Origin of the sequence: Pantoea vagans (assembly GCF_001506165.1) — a bacterium.
Lineage (GTDB): Bacteria > Pseudomonadota > Gammaproteobacteria > Enterobacterales > Enterobacteriaceae > Pantoea > Pantoea vagans_C.
In genome coordinates, this window is sequence record NZ_CP011427.1 from 1,937,411 (window position 1) to 1,962,020 (window position 24,610).

The 24,610-nt window shown below is 52.0% G+C and carries 23 protein-coding genes; 11 read left to right on the plus strand and 12 right to left on the minus strand.

The genetic code is table 11. The annotated features are described in order from the left end of the window. The first annotated feature begins 13 nt into the window (after positions 1-13). From LK04_RS08985 to LK04_RS09010, 7 genes are all read left to right on the plus strand, one after another. Positions 14-1,456 (plus strand): cytochrome ubiquinol oxidase subunit I, encoded by a 1,443-nt coding sequence (locus LK04_RS08985; protein ID WP_039328663.1) that lies wholly within the window; start codon positions 14-16, stop codon positions 1,454-1,456. A gap of 17 nt (positions 1,457-1,473) precedes the next feature. Then, complete coding sequence (locus LK04_RS08990) at positions 1,474-2,520, plus strand: cytochrome d ubiquinol oxidase subunit II (RefSeq protein WP_039328662.1); 1,047 nt, start codon at positions 1,474-1,476, stop codon at positions 2,518-2,520. A 112-nt stretch (positions 2,521-2,632) separates the two neighbouring features. Next, positions 2,633-3,514, plus strand: a complete 882-nt coding sequence (locus LK04_RS20875; RefSeq protein WP_233797843.1) for an ABC transporter ATP-binding protein/permease — start codon at positions 2,633-2,635, stop codon at positions 3,512-3,514. Then, positions 3,465-4,289 carry an ABC transporter ATP-binding protein gene (locus tag LK04_RS20880; RefSeq protein WP_233797845.1) on the plus strand — a complete coding sequence of 275 codons (825 nt, stop codon included), beginning with the start codon at positions 3,465-3,467 and terminating at the stop codon, positions 4,287-4,289. Before LK04_RS20875 ends, LK04_RS20880 begins: the two co-directional genes overlap by 50 nt. Further along, positions 4,286-5,932 carry a thiol reductant ABC exporter subunit CydC gene (gene cydC / locus LK04_RS09000; RefSeq protein ID WP_039328660.1) on the plus strand — a complete coding sequence of 549 codons (1,647 nt, stop codon included), beginning with the start codon at positions 4,286-4,288 and terminating at the stop codon, positions 5,930-5,932. The genes LK04_RS20880 and cydC overlap by 4 nt, the downstream gene beginning before the upstream one ends. A gap of 111 nt (positions 5,933-6,043) precedes the next feature. Next, a complete protein-coding gene (locus LK04_RS20085) occupies positions 6,044-6,214 on the plus strand; it encodes a YlcI/YnfO family protein (RefSeq protein ID WP_071885740.1) in 171 nt (56 codons plus the stop codon). Positions 6,215-7,295: 1,081 nt separating this feature from the next. Then, positions 7,296-7,955: a DUF1345 domain-containing protein gene (locus tag LK04_RS09010; protein ID WP_039328686.1), complete on the plus strand. Its 660-nt coding sequence runs from the start codon at positions 7,296-7,298 to the stop codon at positions 7,953-7,955. On the opposite strand, the gene LK04_RS09015 is transcribed toward LK04_RS09010, so the two are convergent. After that, positions 7,952-8,260: a hypothetical protein gene (locus tag LK04_RS09015; protein ID WP_039328659.1), complete on the minus strand. Its 309-nt coding sequence runs from the start codon at positions 8,258-8,260 to the stop codon at positions 7,952-7,954. The genes LK04_RS09010 and LK04_RS09015 overlap by 4 nt on opposite strands. Positions 8,261-8,370: 110 nt before the next feature. Here LK04_RS09015 and LK04_RS09020 point away from each other — a divergent pair, with 110 nt between their 5' ends. After that, positions 8,371-8,649: a VF530 family DNA-binding protein gene (locus tag LK04_RS09020; RefSeq protein ID WP_039328657.1), complete on the plus strand. Its 279-nt coding sequence runs from the start codon at positions 8,371-8,373 to the stop codon at positions 8,647-8,649. A gap of 191 nt (positions 8,650-8,840) precedes the next feature. Further along, a complete protein-coding gene (locus LK04_RS09025) occupies positions 8,841-10,271 on the plus strand; it encodes a purine-cytosine permease family protein (RefSeq protein WP_039328655.1) in 1,431 nt (476 codons plus the stop codon). Between the two features lie 37 nt (positions 10,272-10,308). Here the strand turns inward: LK04_RS09025 and LK04_RS09030 are convergent, their stop codons facing one another. The 4 genes from LK04_RS09030 to LK04_RS09045 all read right to left on the minus strand — a co-directional run bounded on the left by LK04_RS09030 (position 10,309) and on the right by LK04_RS09045 (position 15,002). Further along, positions 10,309-10,860, minus strand: a complete 552-nt coding sequence (locus LK04_RS09030) for a YbhB/YbcL family Raf kinase inhibitor-like protein (protein WP_039328654.1) — start codon at positions 10,858-10,860, stop codon at positions 10,309-10,311. A 76-nt stretch (positions 10,861-10,936) separates the two neighbouring features. Continuing rightward, positions 10,937-13,036: an FUSC family protein gene (locus tag LK04_RS09035; protein WP_039328653.1), complete on the minus strand. Its 2,100-nt coding sequence runs from the start codon at positions 13,034-13,036 to the stop codon at positions 10,937-10,939. Positions 13,037-13,386: 350 nt separating this feature from the next. Next, positions 13,387-14,502: a lactonase family protein gene (locus LK04_RS09040; protein ID WP_039328651.1), complete on the minus strand. Its 1,116-nt coding sequence runs from the start codon at positions 14,500-14,502 to the stop codon at positions 13,387-13,389. A gap of 248 nt (positions 14,503-14,750) precedes the next feature. Beyond that, complete coding sequence (locus LK04_RS09045; RefSeq protein ID WP_052205924.1) at positions 14,751-15,002, minus strand: helix-turn-helix domain-containing protein; 252 nt, start codon at positions 15,000-15,002, stop codon at positions 14,751-14,753. A gap of 127 nt (positions 15,003-15,129) precedes the next feature. Between LK04_RS09045 and LK04_RS09050 the strand changes: the two genes are divergently transcribed. Further along, on the plus strand, positions 15,130-16,161 hold the full coding sequence (locus LK04_RS09050; RefSeq protein ID WP_039328650.1) for an NADP-dependent oxidoreductase: 1,032 nt from the start codon (positions 15,130-15,132) through the stop codon (positions 16,159-16,161). Between the two features lie 310 nt (positions 16,162-16,471). Here LK04_RS09050 and rluF read toward each other — a convergent pair whose 3' ends face one another. After that, a complete protein-coding gene (rluF, locus tag LK04_RS09055; RefSeq protein ID WP_039328649.1) occupies positions 16,472-17,353 on the minus strand; it encodes a 23S rRNA pseudouridine(2604) synthase RluF in 882 nt (293 codons plus the stop codon). Between the two features lie 190 nt (positions 17,354-17,543). Here rluF and LK04_RS09060 point away from each other — a divergent pair, with 190 nt between their 5' ends. Continuing rightward, a complete protein-coding gene (locus LK04_RS09060) occupies positions 17,544-18,257 on the plus strand; it encodes an HPP family protein (protein WP_039328648.1) in 714 nt (237 codons plus the stop codon). A gap of 20 nt (positions 18,258-18,277) precedes the next feature. On the opposite strand, the gene LK04_RS09065 is transcribed toward LK04_RS09060, so the two are convergent. From LK04_RS09065 to LK04_RS09090, 6 genes are all read right to left on the minus strand, one after another. Beyond that, a complete protein-coding gene (locus LK04_RS09065; RefSeq protein ID WP_039328647.1) occupies positions 18,278-19,183 on the minus strand; it encodes a metallophosphoesterase in 906 nt (301 codons plus the stop codon). 12 nt (positions 19,184-19,195) lie between these two features. Beyond that, positions 19,196-20,014 (minus strand): carbohydrate ABC transporter permease, encoded by an 819-nt coding sequence (locus LK04_RS09070; protein WP_039328645.1) that lies wholly within the window; start codon positions 20,012-20,014, stop codon positions 19,196-19,198. Next, complete coding sequence (locus tag LK04_RS09075; protein ID WP_039328644.1) at positions 20,011-20,922, minus strand: carbohydrate ABC transporter permease; 912 nt, start codon at positions 20,920-20,922, stop codon at positions 20,011-20,013. The genes LK04_RS09070 and LK04_RS09075 overlap by 4 nt, the downstream gene beginning before the upstream one ends. 10 nt (positions 20,923-20,932) lie before the next feature. Beyond that, positions 20,933-22,210: an ABC transporter substrate-binding protein gene (locus LK04_RS09080; RefSeq protein ID WP_039328642.1), complete on the minus strand. Its 1,278-nt coding sequence runs from the start codon at positions 22,208-22,210 to the stop codon at positions 20,933-20,935. Between the two features lie 27 nt (positions 22,211-22,237). Next, a complete protein-coding gene (locus LK04_RS09085; RefSeq protein ID WP_039328641.1) occupies positions 22,238-23,341 on the minus strand; it encodes an ABC transporter ATP-binding protein in 1,104 nt (367 codons plus the stop codon). A gap of 202 nt (positions 23,342-23,543) precedes the next feature. Further along, complete coding sequence (locus LK04_RS09090; RefSeq protein ID WP_039328640.1) at positions 23,544-24,509, minus strand: sugar-binding transcriptional regulator; 966 nt, start codon at positions 24,507-24,509, stop codon at positions 23,544-23,546. Positions 24,510-24,610: the final 101 nt, after the last annotated feature.

Consider the following 24,610-nt stretch of genomic DNA (forward strand, 5'->3'; position numbering starts at 1 on the left):
TAAGAAGATAGTCATGTTAAGTAACGATCTTACATCGCTGATCACGCGCATAGACTTCGCGCTAATTTCATCTATTCACATCATTTTTCCTCCGCTAACCATCGGCCTGGCAGCACTGCTGTTCTTTTCTGAGTTGATGTGGGTCCGTAAGCAGGATGAGAAGTGGTATCGACTGTGTCGCTTTTTTGAAAAGCTGTTCATCGTTAACTTCGGTGCGGGTGTCGCCACCGGCGTCACCATGGAGATGGCCTTTGGTATTCTGTATGGTCGCTTCTCCCAGGCTGCCGGTCCTTTCTTCGGCCAGGTTTTAGGCTACGAGACCATTACGGCCTTTATGTATGAAGCCGGATTCATCGGTTTGATGATTTTTGGCTGGGGCAAAATCAGCCGTGGCATGCACCTTTTCGCCACTTTCAACGTTGCGCTCTCTTCAACGCTTTCTGCCATGTGGATTCTGGTCGCCAACTCGTGGATGCAAACCCCAACAGGCGTTGAGCTGCATAATGGCATCTTCATTGTCACGGACTGGTTGGGGGCACTGTTTAACCCGAATGCGCGCAGTGCTTTCCCGCACATGCTGTTGGCCAGTTTTGAGCTATCGCTTTGTTTTGTGGTGGCAACCTGTGCCTGGTTCGTATTGAAGCAGCGCCATGTTGAACTGTTCCTGAGACCGCTGAAATACGCGCTGGTGGCACTGGCGGTGGTCGCTGCGGCACAGATTTATATGGGTGACGTCTTGGGTGAAGATACTCTTGAGCATAAGCCTGCAGCGCTGGCCGCGATGGAAGGTCATTACGACACCTATGATGCTAACGGTAACGTTAACAGTGCCTGGCACATCCTCGGCTGGCCAAACAAAGAAGGCACCGGTCTGGCGTGGTCTCTTGATATTCCGCACGGTCTGAGCCTGATTGAAACCAAAACCTGGAATGGTCCGGTGAAAGGTTTGAACAGCTTTGCGAAAGATGAACAGCCGCCTGTCGTTTTACCGTTCTACGCTTTCCGTGTGATGTCCGGTGCAGCAGCTGCGATTCTGGCCGTTGCGGTTTGGGGGCTGTGGTTAATGGCACGTCGTCGTATGACGGTTGAACTCGCGCCACGCAATAAGCTGTTCCTGTTACTGGCAGTCGTTATGGTGGTTCTGCCTTACCTGGCGGTGATTGGTGGCTGGTGGACGCGTGAAATTGGACGCCAACCGTGGATCGTGTACGGCCTGATGCGCACCGAAGATGGTATGAGCGCGATGACCTTAGGTCTGGCTATCTTCTGGCTGGTGGGCTTCGCCATCTTCGAAACGGCCGTCGTGGCGGGAACCATCTGGTTCCTGGCGAAGGTGGTGCGTAACGGACCGGACTTGACCAGCAAAATACCGGGCGAAGGGCATGAACATCTGGGGCACCTTGAGATGCCAGCCAGTGGTCACGCCGATCATCCTGAATACATTCGTCCGGTTTAAGGGGAGCAGAGACACTCATGGACATTAATTCTTCACAGCATTTCCTGATCATCGCGTGGTGGTTGGCATTTGGCATCAGCGTTCTTTTATATATTGCTCTGGATGGCGCCGATTTGGGCGCAGGGATCTTCTCGCTGTTCGTGCGTGACCATGATGAACGTGGCGCGATCATGGCGGCGATGGCAGGGACCTGGGATGCCAACGAGACGTGGCTGATCGTCGCCGGGGGTATCATGTTCGGTACTTTCCCGTTTGTGTACGGTTCCGCGTTTAGCTATTTGATGGTGCCGATGGCGCTGGTGTTATGGGGCATTATGTCCCGCGCAGTCGCGCTGGAGTTCCGCCACCTTGCGTCACCATTCTGGCAGAAATTTTCAGATGGCATTTTCGGTGTCGCCAGTCTGGCGGTGACCTTCTTTGGTGGCATGAGTGTCGGTGCCATCTTGCAAGGTTTTGGTCTGGACCACCCAACCCAAGGCGTTCCTCACTATATCGGCGGTGCGTTCAGCTTTGTCTCTGCCTTCTCCATCTGGACGGGTGTGGCTTCCTGTGTCGCCATGACGTTAGCGGGTGTTCTGTTTGTCCGTGCTCGTTTTGAAAAAAATGAGCCAATCCGTCAGGATGCCGCGCGTTGGACGGCGGTAATCTTCTGGCTGGCAATTGCTGCAGTTGTGATTACCTGGGTGTGGAGTGCGGTGCTGTTCGACTGGGCGCGTGCTAAGTGGTTCGGCCCACACTTCTGGATCTGGGGCCTGTTTGGTCTGCTTGCGCTCTACTGCATTGAGCAGGTGCGTCGTGACACCCTGAAAGACAAAGATTTCGCTGCCGTGCTGTGGTACAATGCTGCCGCTGTGATTCTCGGTTTCGGCATGCTGATCACCATGTTCCCGTATATTGTTCCGGGCACATGGACCATCTGGGATGGCGCAAGTCCTCAGGTTTCAATGATCACCTTCACCATGACCATGGGCGGATTTGTCCCGGTAATGCTGATGTATAACTGGTACCAAATTTGGGTATTCCGCGGCCGTATTTCGAAACTGGTCGGTCACGAGGGGCATTAATCGCATTATGTCTGCTAGTCTACCTCCTAGTGGAAAAGCAGCCCGCCTGGCGGAACGGTGGCTTTCGAGCCTCCGTCGCCAGGCGGGCGGTTTATTTTCATTATCCATCAGTATGGCGGCGATCAATGCGGTACTGATGATCGCTCAATGCTGGCTTCTGGCTTGGTTGATTAACCAGGCGGTGATGCATAGCACAAGCTTCTCCGGATTCATGCCTTACCTGTGGCTGCTGCCGCTGGTGATGTTGCTGCGGGCTGGCGTCGATGTCTTGCGCCAGGGTTTTGCGTTTGAAGCTTCTGCTCGTATCCGCCAAGGCTTACGCGGCATGTTACTCGACCGCATCGCCGCTTTGGGTCCCGCCTGGAGTCAAAATCAACGCACCGGTAGCATTGCCAGTTCACTGGGTGAAGGCGTTGAAGCCATTGAAGCCTATTTCTCCGGATTCCTGCCTCAAAAGATCATCATCGGCATCGTGCCGCTCGCAATTCTGGTCGCGCTATTTCCCTTCGACTGGGTCTCCGGTCTGATCATGCTGATCACCGCACCGCTGGTTCCGCTGTTTATGATTGTGGTGGGTAAGGGCGCGGAGAAGATGAGCCTCAAGCAGTGGCATAAACTCAGCCTGATGAGCGCCCACTTCTTTGACGTTATCGCCGGTTTGACCACGCTGCGACAGACCAATGCCGCACGTCGCCAGGCGAATATTATTGCGGCTATTTCTGACAGCTATCGTCAGACCACCATGAAGGTTTTGCGCCTGGCCTTCCTCTCTTCTCTGGTGTTGGAGTTTTTCGCCACCATCAGCACCGCCATGGTTGCCGTCTATGTTGGCTTCCGTCTGTTCTACGGTGAGATGGGCTTCTTGCCCGGTTTGTTTGCATTGTTGCTGGCGCCGGAGTTTTTTCCGTCCACTGCGCGATCTGGGTACGCACTACCATGCACGCATGGATGCCATCGGCGCGACAGAAGGGTTCCTGGCGATCCTGAATGCTGAACTGCCTGCGTCTGCACAGGGCAAAGCATTACTCTCCGCGCAACCGCGTGAAATCAGCATCGAGGGTGTGAGCTATCAGTATGAAGAGGGCGGCGGCGTAACGGATATCTCCTTCACATTGCGCCGTGGCGAAACGCTGGCGATTGTCGGGAGCAGCGGGGCAGGCAAAACCACGTTATCGCGCTTACTGCTGGGCTTTATCACGCCAGCCTCAGGACGCATCGTTATCGACGGTTGCGACCTTTCATCACTGGATCTCGCCGCATGGCAGCAACACTTGGGCTGGCTGCCGCAGCGGCCGACGCTGTTTGCCGGTTCGATTACTGAAAATATCCTGTTATCGCGTCCAGATATCAGCCGTGAAGCCATCGAGTCCTCGACGCAACTGGCACAGGCTGAAAGTTTTATCCAGACGCTGCCCGGGGGGTATGACTACACCGTAGGAGATGGCGGGCAAGGGTTATCTGGTGGTCAGATTCAGCGTATTGCGATGGCCCGTACGGTGTTGAACTCGCCCCCGATTGTGATCCTCGATGAGCCGACGGTGGCACTAGACCGCCATACGGCACAGCAGATGATTGTGGCAATGCGTGACCAACTACCCGAGACAGCAAGTTTGATTATTACCCACGATACCGAAATCGCGTCGACGGCTGACAGGGTGATTGTTCTGGAGCGTGGTCGAGTGATCGAATCCGGTACTCCGCAGGCATTGCGCGACCAGGCTGGCGTATTCGCTGAGCTTGAGCGGCTGCAAAAAGGAGCGCTCTCATGAATGATCTCTGGCATCTCTTGCGCCTCGCGCGACCATGGCGTTTACGCATGGCAATAGGCGTTTTGCTCTCCGTCATTGTGATTATCTCCAACGTTGCGCTGCTCGCTTTGTCTGGTTGGTTCATCACCTCAATGGCACTGGCTGGCGTGGGCTCACTGGCGCTGGAGTTCTTTACTCCGGCAGCCGCGATCCGCGGTCTTGCCGTATTACGCACCTTCGCGCGATATCTGGAAAGGCTGGTCACGCACGATGCCACACTGCGGCTGTTGTCTGTGTTGCGCGTCTGGTTCTATCAGCAAGTGGCTCCGCTGGCACCTGCTCGATTGCAGGATTTCCGTGAAGGGGATGTTCTGACGCGTTTCCGGTCAGACATTGATAGTCTCGACAACTTCTATCTGCGCATCTTAACGCCGGCGATTTCAGGGTTGATCTCGGCCATCATCATTCTGGCGGGGCTGTACTGGTTTTCACCTACCGTAGCCTTGATTGATGCCATGGTGTTGATACTTGCCGGGGTGATTGTGCCTTATATTGTCGCATCGTTAACCAGAACCAGTGGCAACAAGATTGCTGTGGGCCGTTCGGCAGTGCAGGCGGCCTCCACTGATTTGATGCGTGGTCTGGGAGAGTTGCAGGTTGTTGGGGCTGTCAGCCATCAAACCGACCATTTGCGTCAACTTTCTCAGCAATTGATTGGTGCACAACGTCAGCAAGCGTGGATGAGTGCCAGTGGCGGGGCGGTCTGCGCATTGATGGGACAACTTGGGTTGTTCATCGCCTTCGTGCTGTTATTCGCTCCCGGACAGTCGGGCGGACTGACGCCAAGTGAGATCGTCTTGTTGCTGTTCACGGTGCTCGCCAGCACTGAAGCGGTGGCCGGATTGCCTGCCGCCTTCGCGGCACTGGGCACGACACGCGAAGCGGCGCGCCGTCTGTTCTCGATGACGGAACTGACACCCGCGATCGTGTTGCCGGAAACCTGTACGCTGCCAGAAAGCAGCGAATTGACTTTCGCATCGGTGACCATGCGCTATGCGCCAGAGGCACCAACGGTATTGGATAAGCTGAGTTTCACGGTGCCCGTTGGCCACTGTTTGGCAGTTCTTGGCCCAAGCGGCGCGGGAAAAACGACGATTCTGAATCTGGTGCAAGGGTTCTGGGACAGTACCGACGGCGAGGTGTTGATAGGTGGGCATCCAGCCAGTTCGCTTTCTGAAGCGACATTGCGTCAGATGATCTCCGTCGTCAGCCAAAAGACCTATCTGTTCAATGCGTCTATTCGTGACAACCTGCGTCTGGTTTCGCCTGATGCAGATGATGATGCGTTGTGGGATGCACTGACTCGCGCCGCCTTAGCTGACGAAATCCGTCGCTTCCCGCAGGGACTGGATGCCATGGCAGGGGAATTAGGTGTCCGCCTGTCTGGCGGCCAGGCTCGCAGAATGGGAATTGCCCGTGCGTATCTTTCAGATGCACCGATTGTACTGCTGGACGAACCAACCGAAGGGCTGGACGCGGTGAATACCGAGTTAGTCCTGAACAGTTTAAAAGAGTTGATTAGGGGTAAAACCACGCTGTTGGTCACCCATCAGATCCAGCCGCTGTCGCTCGCCGATAGTCGGTTACTGCTTGATATTCAATAACAAAGGCAGGGATCTGAAGTTTGTTAGATTGAATGTTTGCTCGGGGGAGACCCGGGCCATTTTCATCAATACAACAATAAATTTTGTGAGACAACTGACCAGGGATAAATCATGGATAAAATGACCAATGCCAAAACCCGACGAAAACATATTCGTTTTCCTCATCTGCTGATTGATCAGATTGAAGAGAGTATGAAGCTGGAGAACAGCCAAAACTTTTCAGCTTGGGTGGTGGAAGCCTGCCGTTTGAAAGCGCGGGAAGCCAATAGCGGAAAGAAGTAATTAAACATTTTCCCATCAGTGGCACGTTTTTATCGCGAGAGGTGTTGCTGATGGGGGGATCGTGTGAAATCTCTGCTTCAATAGGTAGCCTAAAACGGCCAGGGTTGCCATTTCGCCCGGAGGCGTTTTCATCTGAAATTGGGTTCCCGTTGCTAAGGACGCGAATGAACCTGATGTCATCACCGATATGGTCGTCGGGAGAGGACGAGTGCCAGGGCTGCGAAGCAAATATATCAACACCAGAATGAAAGTGAAAGGCGGTTCAGCTTTTTGTTCGACATGGTCACCAGCATCAGCAGAGATCTCCCAGAAAAGGTGGCAAACGCGCCGCATCTGGGGATAACAACATAACCAGTCCAGGCAAACATCCGCATCTCCAGAACGGCCAGGTCAGCTTTGCCTCTATAATTTAAGTGCGCATAATCATGATTATGTTAAATAAGGTATCTGGTACGCACTCATCACTGGCTCACGACATTCCCTGCCATCACTTACTCTCCGTCCTGATGCTGTTCTCTCTTGTTTCTGCCACCACTCGTCATCATCTGAACCCCTCCGTGATATCCATCAACCACTTCCCGTAACGTCGTATCCGTTCGATGGTTGTTTCCAGCACGACGGCATATCGTGGGCGTGCAACAGGCTTAACGCAATTGATCCCTCTTTCCGTTAGCGCCTTCCCGGCTGCTAACCTCACTTGAAAGACATAATCATTTTTCGCCAGATATTGTAATGCCTCAATGCTGCGTGGATCAGCGCATGTCTTTATTTCCTTTATGAGATTCAATCGCTTATGGAAATCTGTCTTATCTTTCAGAATCGTTTCCACTTCATCAAACTGCACGGCCACCTTCACTAAGCCTATAAACACGGCGTCGCTACGCAAATCCTTGCGGGTAAAGTCTCACGTGTATCTACAGAATTCACGTAGACGCGTCTCAAATGAAGCCTATTTATCACTCATTTTGTCAGATTTCGCCGTCACGTCATGTTCGTCACCAGAATCGATCCCGCGTTAACCTGGCTAAGCCAACAATCGTCTACAGTTAAGATACTCAATCTCTGGGAAATTATGCTCGCCATGCCCTTTTCTCTTATGCCTCATCTTTTCGCGCGCCTGCGCCTGCTTATCTCCGTTGCGGCCGGGATCGTCTGCTATTTGCTACTCCCTGCACAATTGGGCGAAATGCAGCGATTACTGATTGGCTGGAATGTGCTGGCCTGGCTCTATTTATGGTTTCTTTGGTTCCGGATGTTGCGCACTGACTCAGGGGAAATCAAACGTATTGCCAGGATGCAGGACCAAAGTGCGGCGCTGGTACTGGGTATGGTGATCTTGGCTTGTATGGTCAGTATTGTGGCCATTATGAGTGAGTTGCCCACATTGAAAAGCCTGCATGGTACGCCCAAAATATTGCATTTGGTGCTGACAGCGATGACGCTGATTGTTTCATGGGCGTTGCTACCTAGCTCTTTTGCCATGCACTACGCCCATCAACATTACCTGCGGAAAAGTGACAACGTCACACCGATGATCTTCCCTGAAAAACCCGATGACCCCAATTACTGGGATTTTCTCTACTTCTCCTTCACCATCGCGGTCGCCTCACAAACCGCCGATGTGGCAACGGGCACCACTGAGATGCGCAAACTGGCCCTGCTTCAATCCGTGATCTCGTTTATCTTCAATCTGGCCATTCTTGGATTATCCGTGAATGTCGGCGCCGGGTTACTGAGCTAACGGCGGCCCTTAATCACCGAGGCCGACCAGCTAAAATCACTGACCTCACTCGCCGATTGTGCTTCAGGTTTTTTACGACGAGTGGGCGTTTTCTTGGCTTTGTCGGCTTTCGCTTTCTCTTTGGCCAGCTTGAGGCTCATAACCTGTTGGCGCGCTTCGGCGGTGTACTCTTTTTCTTTCTTCGCGTCAGGCTCTTTACCGCTGCGCAGCCGATGTTTTTGCATCAGCCCTTTGAAAATCTCATCCACTTCTCCTCGCTCAGCCTCATTAAACTGATCGATTGAAATCATTTTCTTGTCGCTCATTGCGTCTGTTCCTGTGATAAATGGCCCGACCTCAGTTTACATCATTGCTGCAAGCTCGGCTTTCTTGTAACCTTGCCCGCCAATCTCTCGCCTGTAAACAAGGATTCATCATGACCGCACACCCTTCTAAAGATCCGCTGCACGGCGTGACGCTGGAGATGATCGTGAATGCACTCGTGGCCCGCTACGGTTGGGATGAACTCGGCAAGCTGATCAATATCAACTGTTTTAAAAACGACCCCAGCGTCAAATCCAGCCTGAAATTTTTGCGCCGCACGCCGTGGGCTCGCGCGGAAGTTGAAGCCCTGTACCTCGATTCACTGGATCAACCCGCAGACAACAATGAGGAAGCAGCAGGATTTAACCCATGGACCGAGGGCCGTAAATAACGCAAGGCACTACGCATGCCATTCGATTAGCAACCTTGCCAGCGTCATCACATTTTCCAATGACCCGCCGCCTTGTAACTTCACATCTCGCATGACAATATCGGCACATGTATATACATGTATCTTCAATTGCATTCACACCACACTAACAATAAAGCCCCTGTCGCGTTCATTGTTTCAGCGAGGAAACTATGTCAACCGAATCACCTGCAGCAGACTATAAAGGCACTGACAAACAAAGCCTGACAGAAACCCGTTCTATCGATTACATCCCGTTGCACGAACGTCATGGCCACCCTTTCAGCCAGTTCACACTCTGGTTTGGCGGAAACTTACAAATCACCGCGATTGTCACTGGTGCGCTGGCCGTGGTGCTGGGTGGCGATGTGGTATGGTCGCTGATCGGTTTACTGGTTGGGCAGATCGTTGGTGCAGCCATCATGTCATTACACGCCGTTCAGGGCCCACGCCTCGGTTTACCGCAAATGATCACCAGCCGCATGCAGTTCGGCGTGTTTGGCGCAGTGATTCCCTTGGTACTGGTGTGCATAATGTATGTGGGCTTTTCCGCAAGCGGTACCGTGTTAGCCGGGCAAGCATTAGCGAAGCTGATCAACGTCAGCAATGCGGCTGGCATGATCCTGTTTAGCGCCATTATTGTCGTGATCGCGGTACTGGGCTATCGCGTAATTCACAAGCTGGGTAAAGTGGCCAGTGTGATTGGGGTACTGGCTTTTGCCTACCTGTTCATCACCTTGCTCTCTACACATGATTTGTCAGGGGTTTGGCAGAATCAGCACTTCACCCTCGCCAATTTCCTGTTGGCCGTTTCGCTGTCATCCTCCTGGCAAATCGCCTTTTGCCCTTATGTGTCGGACTACTCGCGCTATCTTCCGGCTGATGTCTCAGCCAGGAAGCTGTTTAGCTCCGTGTTCTTTGGCACCGTATTGGGTACTCAGGCGTCCATGAGCTTGGGCGTGATTGTTGCCGCAATTGCCGGGAAAGCTTTTTCAGGTAACGAAGTGGGCTACATCGTCGGCTTGGGCAGTACAGCTACCATGGCGATGGTGATCTATTTCGCCATCTGCTTCGGCAAAATCACTTTTACTACGCTTAACGCTTACGGCAGTTTTATGTCACTCACCACCATTGTTTCTGGCTTCCGCCAGCAAACCTCGCTCAGCCGAGGGAGCCGCATACTGTTTGTGGTGCTGATGGTGACGGTGGCTTGCATCATCGCGCTGATCAGTGAACCGGCCTTCCTGAAATCCTTCACGCATTTCCTGTTGTTCCTGCTCGCTTTCTTCGTGCCATGGAGCGCCATTAGCCTGACTGATTTCTATCTCATCACCAAAGGCAAGGTCGATGTCCCTGCGCTGTCACAGCCCAATGGCCGTTACGGTCGCTGGAACTGGACGGGTATCACGGTTTACTTCCTGGGCGTGCTGGTGCAGTTGCCTTTTATCGACAACCCCTTGCACCATGGTTCGTTAACCTGGATTTTCGCCGGCAATGATGTGTCGTGGATTATCGGTTGGTTTGTCACTGCACTGCTGTGGCTGGCGGCAAGTCGCTGGGATCGTCGTGGAAAATTAGTACGTTCAGTCTACCCGTTTGAGTGACATTGTCACGGCCGCCCAATGTGGCGGCCGTTCTGCATTACTTATCGTTGGTAAACTTGCCAATCAGCGTTGCTCCGCCTAAGGCATGCCCCTTCAATTTTGCTATCAGCTCATCATGCGTCAGGCCAGCCGGTAGCTGATTAACGGGCAAATCGGTCGCAACCAGTACAAAGTTGTAGTTATGCATACCACTCCCTACCGGTGGACAAGGTCCATAATAGCTTGTGGTGCCAGGTGAGTTTTTACCACCGGTATAACCCACTCCTTTGCTCAATTCACCTTGCGCAAACTGACTGCGATCGGCCGCAATGTTATAGGCTACCATGTGCGTCACACCCAACCCTTTACCGCCTACCGGGTCCGTGAGCACCAGAGCAAAACTGCGGGTTCCCGTCGGTACATTTGACCAACTCAATGCCGGGGACACATTGTCGCCGGTGCAGGATGGATTGTTTTTGTTGTTGCCCGCGAAGGTCTTGTTCAGCACCGCACTGTCATTAAAATCTGACGATTGTAGTGTAAACACCGGGGCAGCCATCACGGCTCCGGGTAGTAGCGCCAACAATAAAATCGGTTTCAACCTAACCATCATTCACTCCTGTTGATGAAAAATCAGTCACGGGAACAAGTATATAGCCTGATTGTGTCGCTGCTGCTTTTATCGCTTAGTAGGCGCGCTGGCGATAGTCCTGCAGTTGCATCATCTCGATTTGGCGTGGTGTTGCCACCGGCCACGACTGTTGCGGGTACAAATAAAGCCGGATGCTGAACAGATGGAAAAGTGGCGTCAGCAAGCTGTCATCGCGCTTCGCCAGTCGCTCCAGCAATAACAGTAGAAGATCCAATTCATCCAGCAGATCCTGGTGCGGCGGTGTTTGTAGTGATTTAAGGCGACGCTTAAGAAACAGCGCCAGCTCATGAAACATCTGGCCACTGTCCAACTGGTATTTAGCCAACAGATCTTTATGGCGTGCGTAATAATCGAAACTGTTTACCCCCAACCAAACCTCGGTGAGTAACATGCCAGCAGTTGACATGTCGGGCTGCGGATCGAGTCGCAGGCGTGGTAGCACCACATTGACCTTGTCCAACATCAGGCTGATAAATCGCTGCCGTCCAAGCAGCGACGAACCGTTACGTTCCAGCTCTTTGATGAAACGCAGTAGCTCCCGTAATCCCTGACGCACTGCACGTCGCGCCGTCCAGGACGGTCTTTTGTTACGCATTAATACCGTGACAATCACCGCAAACAGTACGCCCGTTAACGAAGCGATGGCATTGTTGATTAGCAGTACCAAGTCAGGCTTGAGGTGATGCCCTAAACCGATAAAACCGGGGATTTGGATCGCTACGCTAATCCCAATCATGTTGGTTGAGGGGCGCGCAATCATTAGTCCTAACACTAACAAGCCCGGCGCGAGACAGATGATCAAGGCTTCAAACGAGGTCGCCTGTGGTATCAGTAACGCCACGTAAATCACGCTAATAAAAATGGCGACGATGACACCTCGCACAAATAACTTCATCGAGGTAAGTGGTGTGTCCATGCTGGCGAACAATGAACTTAAGATCGCTGCCATTACCGGTGCGGAGGCACCATCATGCCAACCGGTGCCGATCCACAGCAGGCATGATCCAAAGATGGCGCAAAAAGCCGTTAATGCAGAGAGCCGTATCAGCCCCTTATCATAGAAACGATGCGTTCGCTTGCCGCGAGCTGGCGTGGTATCCCCTGAGAGATCGCTGACCAACCCGCCCACACTTTGATAAGCACCGGCAATGCGCACGAAATCGGCCATGCGCTCCAGTAGTCCGGTTAGCAGCATGCAGTGTTCAGTCGGCAAATCACCGTTGCGCCATGCGGCGTTGATATCACTTTGACAACGACTGAGTTCCAGTTGAATACCGCTGGTTTCGCCTACCGCTTCACCATCGTTGAGCCAATGCAAAAACAGCCTGAAAGCCACGGCAACATTGTCTGGGAACGCAATCTGCTGCGCCGACAACCGCTGCAGGCGCATTTCAATCGCCGTCAGGGTTGGGATCAAATAGGACAGATGTTGATACTGTACGCTTACAAGACGGATCAATCGCCTTGCTGCATCACCTTCATACACACAGTGGGTGATCAGCATTTCCACCTGCTGGGGGTTGGTGGCCATACGCGTCAGAATCTCATCGCGCTCTGGTGATTTATCGCTGGGAATACCTGAAAACAGGTCATTGCATAGCTTACGCGCATTGAGATACCACTGGCTGACGCTCTGCTCCAGCAAACTGCGCATAGAGACCGGGAACAGTAAGGCATGCACCAGGCTGCTGCATAGCGTACCCACCGCAATTTCTTCGATACGGGATAACACGGTATTGGTGATCGCCATCGGCGTCATGACTTCAGGAAAACCCATGATGGCGGCACTGTAGCCAGCCAGCATAAAGACATAGCTTTTGGGCGTGCGGTCATGTAACGACAAATAGAGACAAACACTTACCCACAGCGAAATAGACAGGCTAAACAGCAGCGGATGTTCAACGGTGAGCGGGAACACAAAGAAGACAAATACGCCACCCAGCAAGGTGCCAAGCATACGGAACAAGGATTTAGAGATCGTCGATGCTGAGTAGAGTTGGGAGGCAATAAATACGGTAGTAATTGCCCAAGCCGGTTTATCTAGATTGAGTTCCAGTGAGAGATACAGTGCCAGAAAGGCAGCCAGACAGGTTTTTACAGCAAAAAAAACGGCGTTTTTTGAAAACCACTGCATGACAGTATTGAGACCAAACCAGCTTAAGTGCGGCGTATCCTGACAGAATAATATTTCTGCTCACGGCGATAAATATGTCAAATTATTACATCATCGAAAATGGTGTTTTAACCTCGCAATCGATATCAGGATAATTATTAAGGTTTACTTATGTTCTTTAATCTAAAAAACCTTAGTTTTGGCGAATCCCTCTGATTTATATAGGCTTTTAAATGCAGATGGTTATCAGCACCATAAATGTGTTCTGGATCACACTTTTAAAAATAACCCTAACAATAACAACGGCTCCATAAAAACATTTCGCGCAATCTGGCGCAGTTTCCTGCGCCAGATCATCGCGAAGTCGACATTCAGTCACTGACTATCGTCACCCAGTTTGCATCTCCGCCTGCCGGTGCTTCACCAACGCGTTTTAGCGCCCCGCTTTCCGCATCGATGTCATAGCTGCCGGTCACCTGGCTTTTCTCACCGCTGGCAACAAGCCAACGTCCATCCTGAGTAATCGCAAAGCTACGTGGCTGTTTTTCTACTGGCCAGCTGCCAATCAGCGTGAGTTTTCCATCCGCGCTATTCACGCGATAGCCGGTTAAGGTGCTACTGGTGCGTTCGCTGACATAGAGAAAATGTCCATTGGGAGTGAGATGAATATCCGCCGACCAAATTCGTGGCGTGGTGTCACTGTATCCAGCTGGGCGTTCGTGACCGTGTTGCAATTTATACTCTGCGGCCACAGCATTAGGTGTCTCACCGACTTTAGACAGCTCACCCTGCTCATTTCGGCGGAACTGCGTGATGATGCCGCCCATTTCACCCACGTTATAGAGGTAACGTTGGTCCGGTGATAACACCGAGTGGCGTGGGCCGTTTCCTGCTTCAGTTTTGACGTAACCATTAGCCAGTGCGCTGAGTTCACCCTCGGAACTCAGTTTTAGTTGCAGCACGCGATCGGTACCGAGATTGCCGACATAGGCGGTTTGCCCTGCATCATCAACAATCACCGAATGCGCTGCATGGCCCGTTTTATAACTGCCCACTGCTGGCGCGATTATCTTGCCATCTTTTGCCAGGCGATAGACATGTACCACATCACCGTCATAAGAGGCACCGAGTAAAAAATGCCCTTGTTTGTCGGTGCTGATATAGGGATAGCTCGCTGCAGCAGCGACTTCGCCGGTTTTACTGAGATCGCCCGTAGCGCGATCGATGTGCCAGCTCACCAGTTTTAACGGTTTGCTGCGAATAGCGGCGTATAAATGCTGGCTGTCAGCACTGAGTGCCATCGGCATGACTTTGCCCCCTGCTGGCGTTCGACCGAGCAGTTGCAAAGCGCCAGTTTGATCATTCAAGGTATAGCGCGCGATAGTGCCGTCGTCCGCTTCTGAAACATAGACAAAGGTTTTAGCCAGCAACGGTGTGCTGAGCGTCATCGCCGCCAATATAGTCGCGGCCTGTAAAGCTTTTTTCATTTCATCCTCTCCACGCACCGGTATTGGCACCGCAATAGGTATAGTCAGCTGATTTAAAAGCCGTTATGTGAGATTGCCTGAGACCGGCTGTGCGCTTGTACAAGCTTTGAATTTATTCAAGGGGTTATGAAATTTGGCGTAGAGAAGTTTAGTGTGGGTTTGTGCGCTGGCTCACTGGGAAGAAGTATGCTCCCCAGCGTGTTCAGAGTAAGGAGTCTGTCTTGCGTTTTTTTGGGCGTTTCACATCATCAGTCATCGCTAAACAACGCCTCTAGTTCATCTAACTGCGGAATGCCCGCTGACTGCACGGTAAGCTTTAACCCAAGTGTATTGAGGTATAAGGTCAATACTTTCAAAGATCCTGAGTAATGGCCATTTTCTATCTGAGAGATAACCGTTCGGTGTATCCCCGCATAGGTTCCAGCTGTGGCTTGTGTCCAGCCGTTGGCCTTACGCTTCTCTTGGCACTTCTTCCCGATTTCACGCATACCTGGCAACATAGGCCCTCAAATGTTGTTATATAGCAACATAAAGCCAATAATGAACCTTTTGTTATTATATAGCAACACTACGATCAGGCTTTGCATCAACTACACTTGCCTTATCTAACACTACTATGAGGTTTACATGCCACAACCAACACAGGTCAATCACGCTTGGCTACTCGCCTCACGCCCTCACGGCGAACCGACAAAAGAGAATTTCAGGCTAGTTGAACAGCCCATCCCTGCCTTAAAACAGGGTGAGATGCTGCTGCGTACCGCGTATTTGTCACTTGACCCTTACATGCGTGGACGTATGGATGACAGCAAGTCTTATGCGGCCCCGGCACAACTCGACCAACCTATGGTGGGCGGCACCGTGTCTCAGGTGACGGAATCATTGCATCCTGATTTCAACGTTGGCGATTGGGTAGTCGCAGGCAGTGGCTGGCAGAGTTATGCCGTGTCCGATGGCAGTGGCGTGAGTAAAATCGGCGACCTTCCCCATCCTTCCTGGGCGTTAGGGATTCTGGGTATGCCCGGATTTACCGCCTATATGGGTTTAATGGACATTGGACAACCCAAAGACGGTGAAACATTGGTGGTGGCGGCGGCAACCGGACCCGTTGGCGCAACAGTTGGACAGCTCGGGAAATTAAAAGGCTGCCATGTGGTGGGTGTTGCAGGTGGTGAAGAGAAGTGCCGCTACGCAATTGAAACCCTCGGTTTCTCGGCCTGCCTTGATCATCATAAAGAAGATTTCGCTGAGCAACTCGCAGCAGCTTGTCCTGATGGCATTGATATCTATTTTGAAAACGTTGGCGGTAAAGTGTTTGATGCGGTCTTCCCGTTACTCAATACCGCTGCGCGCGTACCGGTTTGTGGGCTGGTTTCGACTTACAACACACGCAACGCTCCGACGGAAGGCCCCGATCGCACCCCACAGATCCTTGGCAGCATATTAAAACGCCGCATCCGCCTACAAGGATTCATCATTTTTCAGGATTACGGTGATCGATATCCAGAATTTCTACAGGCAATGACGCCTTTAGTTGAGCAGAAAAAAATTCACTATCGCGAACACATGATTGAAGGCCTGGAGAATGCGCCGCAGGCATTCTTTGATATGCTGAAAGGTAAGAACTTCGGCAAAACAGTCATTAAGGTTGCCGGTTAGTAGCGATGAAAGCCGGCTGTTTCAACTGATTCAACCGGCGTAATGGACATTCACTTTTGCCTGGTCTGTGGCATGAGCAGTTCAGAAAGGATTTGACTGCGCTGCTGGGTAGAGAGCCAAAACAGGCGTGGAACCCAAGCGGGTCGAGTTTGAACTGCGTATAGGCATTGCATCTCTTTTAACCATTGTGCGTTATTCATTGTTTCCTCCTTTGTTATGAAAAGTATGGAGGCATAAAACCGGAACAAATAGTGAGGTGTTTAAAATTACTGTTCCGGGTTTATGTATTCAATCAAATAACACTGAGAAACTAGCGCCCTTTCTTTTTACGACCGGGTTGGGTAAAGCGCTGACGTCCAGCAGGCTTACCCGCCGCTTTCTCGCTCTGTTTAGGTCCGTTAGAGCTGGGTTTCTTCGCCGCCGTGGCCGGTTTTTTCTTAGCCTGACTTTTCTGTGTTTTTTGATCTTCTGAAGAGGAGTCTTCAATCAGCTTAAATAAGTCAATCAGCTCATCATCAGTAAGATCGCGCCACTCACCCAGCGGAATCCCCTTGAGGCTGACGTTCATAATGCGTGTGCGCTCAAGTTTGGTGACTTCAAAACCAAAGTGCTTGGTCATACGGCGAATTTGACGGTTTAAACCCTGTACCAAAATAATGCGGAATACAAAGGTCGACTCTTTCTTCACTTTGCATTTTTTGGTCACCGTACCCAGCATCGGCACACCGGCTGCCATCCCGGCGATAAATTCATCGGTGATAGGTTTATCAACCGTGACCACGTACTCTTTTTCGTGATTATTGCCAGCACGCAGGATTTTATTGACCAAATCACCGTGGTTGGTCAGAAAAATCAGGCCCTGCGAATCTTTATCCAGGCGACCAATCGGGAACACGCGTTTACTGTGGTTAACGAAATCACCAATATTATCGCGCTCGCCTTCTTCCATGGTGGTAATAATGCCCACCGGTTTGTTAAGCGCGATCAGTACCAGGTCTTCTTCGTTGCGCGGTTCGATCAACTGCCCGTTAACCTTCACTTCATCCCCGGCGAACACCTGCGCACCCACCGTGGCGCGTTTACCGTTAATAAAAACGTTGCCTTGTTCGATGTAGCGATCGGCGTCACGGCGTGAGCAGATTCCGCTCTCGCTGATATATTTGTTCAGGCGCGTGGATGAGTTGGGCAGCATGGATCCTCCGAAAAAAAACGGACTATACAGCAACCTTAGACGTTGTGTAAGCCACTGTTAACCATCACTGCATTGATGGGCATTTTAATCACCAAACCGTAACAACACACTAACAGTGTGGTTGCTCCTGACGAATCGATCAGCGACAATCGCCATCCATCGTTTTTTCTTATGACAGAGTAATTCCACTATGACAGCCCGATGGCTCCTCTCGCTGCGAACTCTCCTCGCGCGTCTCTGGCCGCATCCGCTTCCCGTGGCCAAAAAGCAGATGGCGATAGCCAGTTTTGGTGCAGGCCTTGGATTAATGATCACCAGCCTGATCAGCCACAAGTTGCTCGGCGAGGTGAACCTCTGGTTTGTTGCTCCAATGGGCGCTTCCGCAGTATTGCTTTTCGGTTTGCCCAACAGTCCATTGGCACAGCCATGGTCGATTGTCGGTGGGAATCTGGTTGCAGGATTGATCGGTGTGACCACGGCGATGTATGTTCCTTACCCCGCTTTGGCCTGCGGCATTGCCGCTTCACTGGCGATTGCCGTGATGTTTCAACTGCGCTGCTTACATCCACCCAGCGGCGCAGTGGCGTTGACGGCAATTCTTGGCGGCAGCGGAGTGCAACAACTGGGCTACCACTTCATTCTCACACCGGTATTGTTGAACTCTTTGTGTCTGGCGCTGCTGGCCGTGCTGTTTAACAATCTTGCTGGCCGACGTTATCCTCACCCGCTGGCGGCGAGTGAATCCAAGCCTCAACCGATTGCTTTGGAGGTCCCTATTACGCGCGCCGACCTGCACCAAGCGCTGGAGGGAGGCCAATTGCTCGATATTGATGAGGACGATTTGCAGCAGTTACTACAGCGAGCAGAAGAGATCGCCAGATGCCGGCAACAGCAAGGTGAATAATTTTAAGAGCCGGGCGCGCATCACGTCCGGCTAATTTCACCACCAAATCCGCTAATACTTACCCGTTCTTCGCTTAATTCCACAACCGCAAACGGGACGTTGCTGGGGTCATCCAGCATCCCTTTCATGGTATAAAAGCCTGTTTGACCGATACGAGCAACGTTGCCGCGATGGTCATGACCAGAGAAACAAAATCGTATGTTGTAACTAGTTATAAGATCCACCAGCACACTGCTGTTCATCAGGGTATGTGTCGTCAGTGGTGCCAGCGGATAGTGGCCAAATACCCCAACATTTTCGCCCTGCAACTGAGCCTCAATAAGCTGCTGCTCAATCCAGGCTAACTGCTGTTGCCCTACCGCACCATTCCACGGCTGGGCCTGTGGTTGTTGTTGCGCCTGTAACTCAGCTAGCAAGGTTTCGGCTTGATAATAATCATCGCCATTCAACGCATTGCAGTAGAGACTGACATCGTTTCCGTCATAAACAATAAAACGCCACCCACTGAAACGAAATGCGTAATAGCTTTTCGGTAAGGGCGCACGATTGCGAAGATGCTGTGCAATGGTCTGAGCATCATGATTACCCAACACCACCGCATGCGGGTGCTCCAGCCGATCGTACAGCGGCAAAATAGCGCTATAGCTCTCCCAACCGCGGTCAACGATATCCCCTAACGTGACGACAAAATCCAGGGGCTGTTGATTCAGTGCCGCTATCGCTTGTGGCAACTTTTGCAGCGCATGGCGATAGTAAAGATCATTGGCGATATCCGGGGCCACATCGGCATACTGCGGATCGGCAATCAGGCCAAAGCGCAGCGTGCTGTTTAATGGATTAGCTCGCAAATCGGGCATGGCGTAGAGTTCGGCAACATCACCCAACAGTTCGCGCTGTAATGAGGTCAATGGATGCGGATTTGTCACGGAAAGTACTCCTTAGCGAATACCGGCACGCATAAATGACTGAATAAACTGGCGCTGGAAAATCAGGAACAGCACCAGTAATGGCAAGCTGGTCATCAGCGTCGCCGCCCCAATCAGCGCCCATTGCACGCCCTGCTCTGGCGCGGAAAATAACTGTAATCCCACGGTCAGTGGTCGCACATTAACCGAGTCGGTAATCACCAGCGGCCACAGGAAATCATTCCAGTGGAAACTGATCGACACCAGCGCAAAGGCGATATAAATCGGCTTTGCCAACGGCATATAGATTTTGCGCAGGATATAAAAGCGACTCGCCCCCTCCACTATTGCCGCCTCTTCCAGCACCAGCGGAATGCTTTTGAACGTCTGACGCAGCAGGAAGATAGCAAAAGCAGAGGCAAAATAAGGCAGTGCGATGCCCGTCAAGGTATCGCGCAAACCCAGTGCGCCGATGGTTTTGTAGTTATTCAGAATCAACACATCGGGGCTGATCATGAGTTGCAGCAAAATCAGCGCGAAGATGCATCCTGAGAACTTCATTTTGAAGCGCACCAGAGCGTAAGCCGCCATGGTCGCCAGAATCAGTTGCACCACCACAATCATCAGTACCAGCAGCGTGGTATTGAGGAAGTAGCGTGCAAAGGGTGCGGCATGCCAGGCGTTGATAAAATTATCAAACGTCAGAGGGGATAACAGCGAGAAGCTGGCCTGATCCGAAGCGGGATGGATCGCCACCCATAATGCCACCAGTATTGGCAGAAACCACAGTAGCGCGGCCAGCCAAATGACCAGGTTCAAACACTTGCCACCCAACGAATCTGTTGTCTTCATTGATAGTGAGCTCGCTTGTCCAGCAGGTTAAATTTAATCAGCGCAATCGCCGCCAGAATCACCAGTAGTACTACTGTCATCGCAGCCGCCGCAGGCATATCCCAGAAGCTGAACGCGGTGCGATAGATATAGAACAGCAGCAGACTACTGCTGTTGTTAGGCCCGCCGTTGGTCATCGCAATCACCTGATCAACAATGCGGAAGGCATTCATCGATGCATTGATCAACACAAACAGCGTGGTGGGCATCAGCAGTGGCCACTGCACCCGTCGGAAAAAATACCCGCGTGACGCCCCTTCAATCTCTGCAGCTTCACTCAGACGCGGATCGATCTGCTGCAATGCAGCAAGATAAAAGATCATAAAGAATCCGGCCTCACGCCACACCGACACTGCCATCAAGCAATATAGAGATGTACCAGGTTCACCAAGCCAGTTCACCGCAGGCAACGAAAACAGCGCCAGCAACTTATTGAGTAACCCTAACTGCGGCGTATAGAAAAACAGCCACAGATTCGCGATGGCAATCATAGGCAACAGTGAAGGAATAAAGAACGCAGCACGCACCAGTGAGTTACCCGCCAGACGGCGATTTACTGCCAGCGCCATCAGCAAGGCCAGGATGACGGCCAGAGGAATGGTGATCAACGCATACCGCAGATTGTTCCACAGCGACTGGATGAAGATATCGTCATCGAGCAAGGCCAGATAATTATCCAGCCCGACAAAATGGGCTGGATGGTTACTACGCGAAGCACTGAACAGACTCTCCCAGACGGTTGCTACCGCAGGATAGTGAGTGAACAGCAGCAAAAAACACAGCGCCGGTAGAATTAACAGATATCCATAAAGTTGCATCGACCATAAACGCGGACGATGCAGCGGGATACTGGTGAGAGTCGTGCTCATAGCGCTTCCGTTACTGATACGATTTTAACAGGCGATCGGCTTGCTTCTGTGCACCTTCCAGCGCTTCAGCAGGGGTTTTGGCCTGCGTCACTGCGGCTTCTACCGCATGATTGAGTGCATCCTGAATCTGCACGCTGTTGTAAGTAGAGAGTTCTGGCTGGGCATATTTCAACTGCTCGCGAGCCACCAGTGCCTGAGGCACTTGTTTCACGTAATCCTTCATCACAGCGGTGTCCCATGCAGCTGGAGACGTTGCGACGTAACCTGTTGCGATACTCCAACGCGCGGCCTGCTCCGGCGACGTCACCCAACGGATAAACTCCATCGCTGCTTTTTGCTGCTCAGGTGAGCCATTTTTGAAGACGTAAAGGTTGCCACCCCCGGTTGGGCTGCCGCGCTGGGTTTTCTCTGGCAGCATTGCCACGCCAAACGGGAATTTAGCATTATCACGCACGTTGGTCAGATTGCCGGTAGTCGTCACCATCATGGCGGTTTTCCCGCTGATGAAATCCTGCGGCGTTGTGCCCCAAGCGATCGCGCCTTTTGGTGAGACCTCTTCTTTCTGACCCAAATCGGTCAGCCACTGCAGGGTCTCAATGTTGCCAGGCGTATTGAAATTGACGGCAGTGCCCTTGCCATTATCCAGGCGACCGCCATTGGTGGCAGACAATCCCTGGAAGGTCCAGTAACCAATTGGCGTTGAGGGGATTTCGATGCCCCACTGACTCACATCATTGCCATTTTTGATGGTCAGTTTCTTACCAAAATCGACCACTTGCTGCCAGTTGGCCGGTGGAGTATCAGCATTCAGGCCAGCTTTATCGAACGCCTGCTTGTTCCAGAACATCACGATAGTCGATCGCTGGAACGGCACACCCCAGACCTTGCCGTCAATATGACGCAGAAACGCCGGATAGAAACCTTCGATCCACTTTTTACCCTCATCACCGGTTGCCAGATCGCTGGCGGCAACAATCGCACCCGCATCAATCAGCGAATAGGCTTCAATATCACCGATCACCGCCAGTTGTGGCGCATTACCGCCACGGAAGGCGGTCAGTGCTTTGGTGACTGTCGTCGAGTAGTCACCGGTGTACACCGGTTGAATGCTCACTTCCGGATGCACTTTTTCGAAATCAGCGACCAGCGCGTCAACGGTATGGCTGACTTTGCCACCCACCGCGATCGGATAGTACATCTGCAATTTGACAGGATCGGCCGCAAAGGCCGAGGCAGTGACGCAAAGTAGTACAGCAGAGGCCAGACGTGAGTAACGGATCGCAGACATGATTTTCCCTTGGGCGAAAAACAACGGTTAAACAGCGTATTTATTCTGTGAAGCAAACATGTGTTGTTCAGCGGAGGTGCTGCGTTTGCCACTGGTGGTTGAAAACAGGTATTGGCGGGCGGCAGACCACTGCAATCCCACCTGGCTGCCCTCGTCATAGCGCTGCATGCCGGGCACTTTGACGGTGATAACTTCGCTCAATCCAGCCAACTGGCAGGCCAGTAAGGTGTCAGCCCCCATATATTCGTAACTGACAACGCGCGCAGTCAGTGCCGCACTGGCGGGGGAAATCAGCTGGATATCTTCGGCACGCAGCCCGAGGCTCAGCGCGACCTCATCGCAATGCTCCACCACCGGAGTCTGTAAATGGCTGAGATAGTGATGCTCACCCTTCGCATGCAGCGGCAGGATGTTCATCGGTGGCGCGCCGATAAACTGGGCAGCAAAGATACTGGCCGGATTGTTATAGAGATCGTTCGGTGTGCCGTGCTGTTCAATTTGGCCGTCATTGAGCAAGATGATGCTGTCAGCCATGCTCATCGCTTCTGTCTGGTCATGCGTGACATACAGCATGGTGAGTCCCAGCTTCTTCTGTAAGGCACGGATTTCACGACGCATGCTTTGGCGCAGTTTGGCATCAAGATTGGATAACGGCTCGTCCATCAGACACAGATTGTTATTGGCGATCACCGCCCTACCCAACGCCACGCGTTGCTGCTGCCCACCGGAGAGTTGCGAGGGCAAGCGTTCGAGCAGTTTATCCAGCTCCATCAACTTGCTGACATCATCAAGCCGCGAGGCGAAAGTCTGCTTATCTTCGCCGCGCGCTTTCAAACCAAACAGCAGGTTTTCCCGCACGTTGAGGTGCGGAAACAGCGCATAGGATTGAAACACCATTGAGAGCTTGCGCTGAGAGGGTGGCAAATGAGTGATGTCGCTGTGTTTAAAATGGATCTGACCGCTATCTGCGGTTTCCAGTCCTGCTATGGTGCGAAGCAGTGTCGATTTACCACAACCAGAGGGACCAAGTAGCGCGACAAAACTGCCTTCTGCGGCATCGAAGCTGATGTTGTCCAGGGCAATTTTTTCACCCCAGGCTTTAGTAATGTGATGAAGCGAAAGATGGCTCATGCATCCGCAGTCCTGAAAACAGAATGGCGGTAAGCTAGCGTAGGGAAATGAAGGATTTATGTAACTGGAGTGACGGTTGAGTGACTGGCAAAAAATGACAGCATTCGACCGCAAGGAAAGTTTATAAAACTTGTTATCAACGGCGATAATCGCCGTTGATTTAAGATCTTATAAACTCTCTTGAGCGAACAGTGATTCTAAATTACTGCGACATACTCAAAATCGTGCGGATATTCTGTGCAGTGGTCGCCACAATATCGATCGCGCCGGTGCGCAGTGCGCCGAGAATCGCCAGCGCTTTGGTATTCTCTGAGGCAATGGCAATCACACAGGGGATCTTACGTAACTCTTCGATGCTGAGACCAATCACGCGGTCGTTCATCACCGTGTCCACATGTTGTCCCTGCGCATTAAAGAAGTCATAGCCAGCAACATCGCCTGTCACGCCCTGATTAACGTGCGCATCAATAATTTCGTGCGGCGTAAACCAGCCCAGTTTGACCATATAACTGTTTTCATTCATATCCCCGATGCCCACTAAAGCGACATCGGCTTTACGTGCACGGTCTAGCGTCTCTTTAATGGTGCCGTTTTGCATAAAGGCATCACGCAACCCGCGGTTTTCGACGTAGGCCGGCGCATACAGGGTTTCACTGATGCCACCAAACTTCTTCGCCAGACGACGGCTAATGTGGTCCGCATTAATCGCATCACCCGGACGATGAGTACCCCCAATCCCGCTGATAAACAGACAGTTGCGCGTGGGAACCTGACCAGGATAATCGGCGACGGCGGCAACGTTGCGCCCCTGTCCTACCGCGACAATGGCGTTATCTTTCAGCGACTGGGCAAGATGCGAGGAGACGAGCGCAGCAACCTGACGGCGCTGTTCTTCATCATCGGGGGAATCCAGGGCGATCAACGCGCGTTGCAGTTGCGGGAAACGATTTTGCAGTTGTTGTTCAAGACGCGTACTGAACACCGGATGGTAGCGCACATTAATTTCGACGATGCCCTCTTCACGCGCACGTTTGAGCAAGCGACCAACCTTAATGCGGGAAATCCCAAACTTACGCGCAATCTCCTCCTGGGTGATTTCGTCCTGATAATAAGCCACTGCAATTTCTGTCAGCAGCTCGGAGTCCTGAGAAAGCGTGTTTTTTTCCATCCGTTACCTGTCTTGTATCGTGACACTTGATTTGAGGAAGGAGTTATATCATTGATACGACTCGCTTCGCCAGACAGCGACGATGCGAGTCGTTGACCACA

Bases quoted from the DNA above. Each gene is read 5' to 3' on its own strand.
- LK04_RS09075 (WP_039328644.1), bottom strand. From the start codon at position 20,922: ATGAGCACGACTCTCACCAGTATCCCGCTGCATCGTCCGCGTTTATGG.
- LK04_RS20085 (WP_071885740.1), top strand. From the start codon at position 6,044: ATGGATAAAATGACCAATGCCAAAACCCGACGAAAACATATTCGTTTT.
- LK04_RS09045 (WP_052205924.1), bottom strand. From the start codon at position 15,002: ATGTTGCCAGGTATGCGTGAAATCGGGAAGAAGTGCCAAGAGAAGCGT.
- LK04_RS20875 (WP_233797843.1), top strand. From the start codon at position 2,633: ATGGCGGCGATCAATGCGGTACTGATGATCGCTCAATGCTGGCTTCTG.
- LK04_RS09060 (WP_039328648.1), top strand. From the start codon at position 17,544: ATGACAGCCCGATGGCTCCTCTCGCTGCGAACTCTCCTCGCGCGTCTC.
- LK04_RS09035 (WP_039328653.1), bottom strand. From the start codon at position 13,036: ATGCAGTGGTTTTCAAAAAACGCCGTTTTTTTTGCTGTAAAAACCTGT.
- LK04_RS09020 (WP_039328657.1), top strand. From the start codon at position 8,371: ATGACCGCACACCCTTCTAAAGATCCGCTGCACGGCGTGACGCTGGAG.
- LK04_RS09010 (WP_039328686.1), top strand. From the start codon at position 7,296: ATGCCCTTTTCTCTTATGCCTCATCTTTTCGCGCGCCTGCGCCTGCTT.
- LK04_RS08990 (WP_039328662.1), top strand. From the start codon at position 1,474: ATGGACATTAATTCTTCACAGCATTTCCTGATCATCGCGTGGTGGTTG.
- LK04_RS09025 (WP_039328655.1), top strand. From the start codon at position 8,841: ATGTCAACCGAATCACCTGCAGCAGACTATAAAGGCACTGACAAACAA.
- LK04_RS09040 (WP_039328651.1), bottom strand. From the start codon at position 14,502: ATGAAAAAAGCTTTACAGGCCGCGACTATATTGGCGGCGATGACGCTC.
- LK04_RS09030 (WP_039328654.1), bottom strand. From the start codon at position 10,860: ATGGTTAGGTTGAAACCGATTTTATTGTTGGCGCTACTACCCGGAGCC.
- cydC (WP_039328660.1), top strand. From the start codon at position 4,286: ATGAATGATCTCTGGCATCTCTTGCGCCTCGCGCGACCATGGCGTTTA.
- LK04_RS09050 (WP_039328650.1), top strand. From the start codon at position 15,130: ATGCCACAACCAACACAGGTCAATCACGCTTGGCTACTCGCCTCACGC.
- rluF (WP_039328649.1), bottom strand. From the start codon at position 17,353: ATGCTGCCCAACTCATCCACGCGCCTGAACAAATATATCAGCGAGAGC.
- LK04_RS09015 (WP_039328659.1), bottom strand. From the start codon at position 8,260: ATGAGCGACAAGAAAATGATTTCAATCGATCAGTTTAATGAGGCTGAG.
- LK04_RS20880 (WP_233797845.1), top strand. From the start codon at position 3,465: ATGGATGCCATCGGCGCGACAGAAGGGTTCCTGGCGATCCTGAATGCT.
- LK04_RS09070 (WP_039328645.1), bottom strand. From the start codon at position 20,014: ATGAAGACAACAGATTCGTTGGGTGGCAAGTGTTTGAACCTGGTCATT.
- LK04_RS09085 (WP_039328641.1), bottom strand. From the start codon at position 23,341: ATGAGCCATCTTTCGCTTCATCACATTACTAAAGCCTGGGGTGAAAAA.
- LK04_RS09090 (WP_039328640.1), bottom strand. From the start codon at position 24,509: ATGGAAAAAAACACGCTTTCTCAGGACTCCGAGCTGCTGACAGAAATT.
- LK04_RS09080 (WP_039328642.1), bottom strand. From the start codon at position 22,210: ATGTCTGCGATCCGTTACTCACGTCTGGCCTCTGCTGTACTACTTTGC.
- LK04_RS08985 (WP_039328663.1), top strand. From the start codon at position 14: ATGTTAAGTAACGATCTTACATCGCTGATCACGCGCATAGACTTCGCG.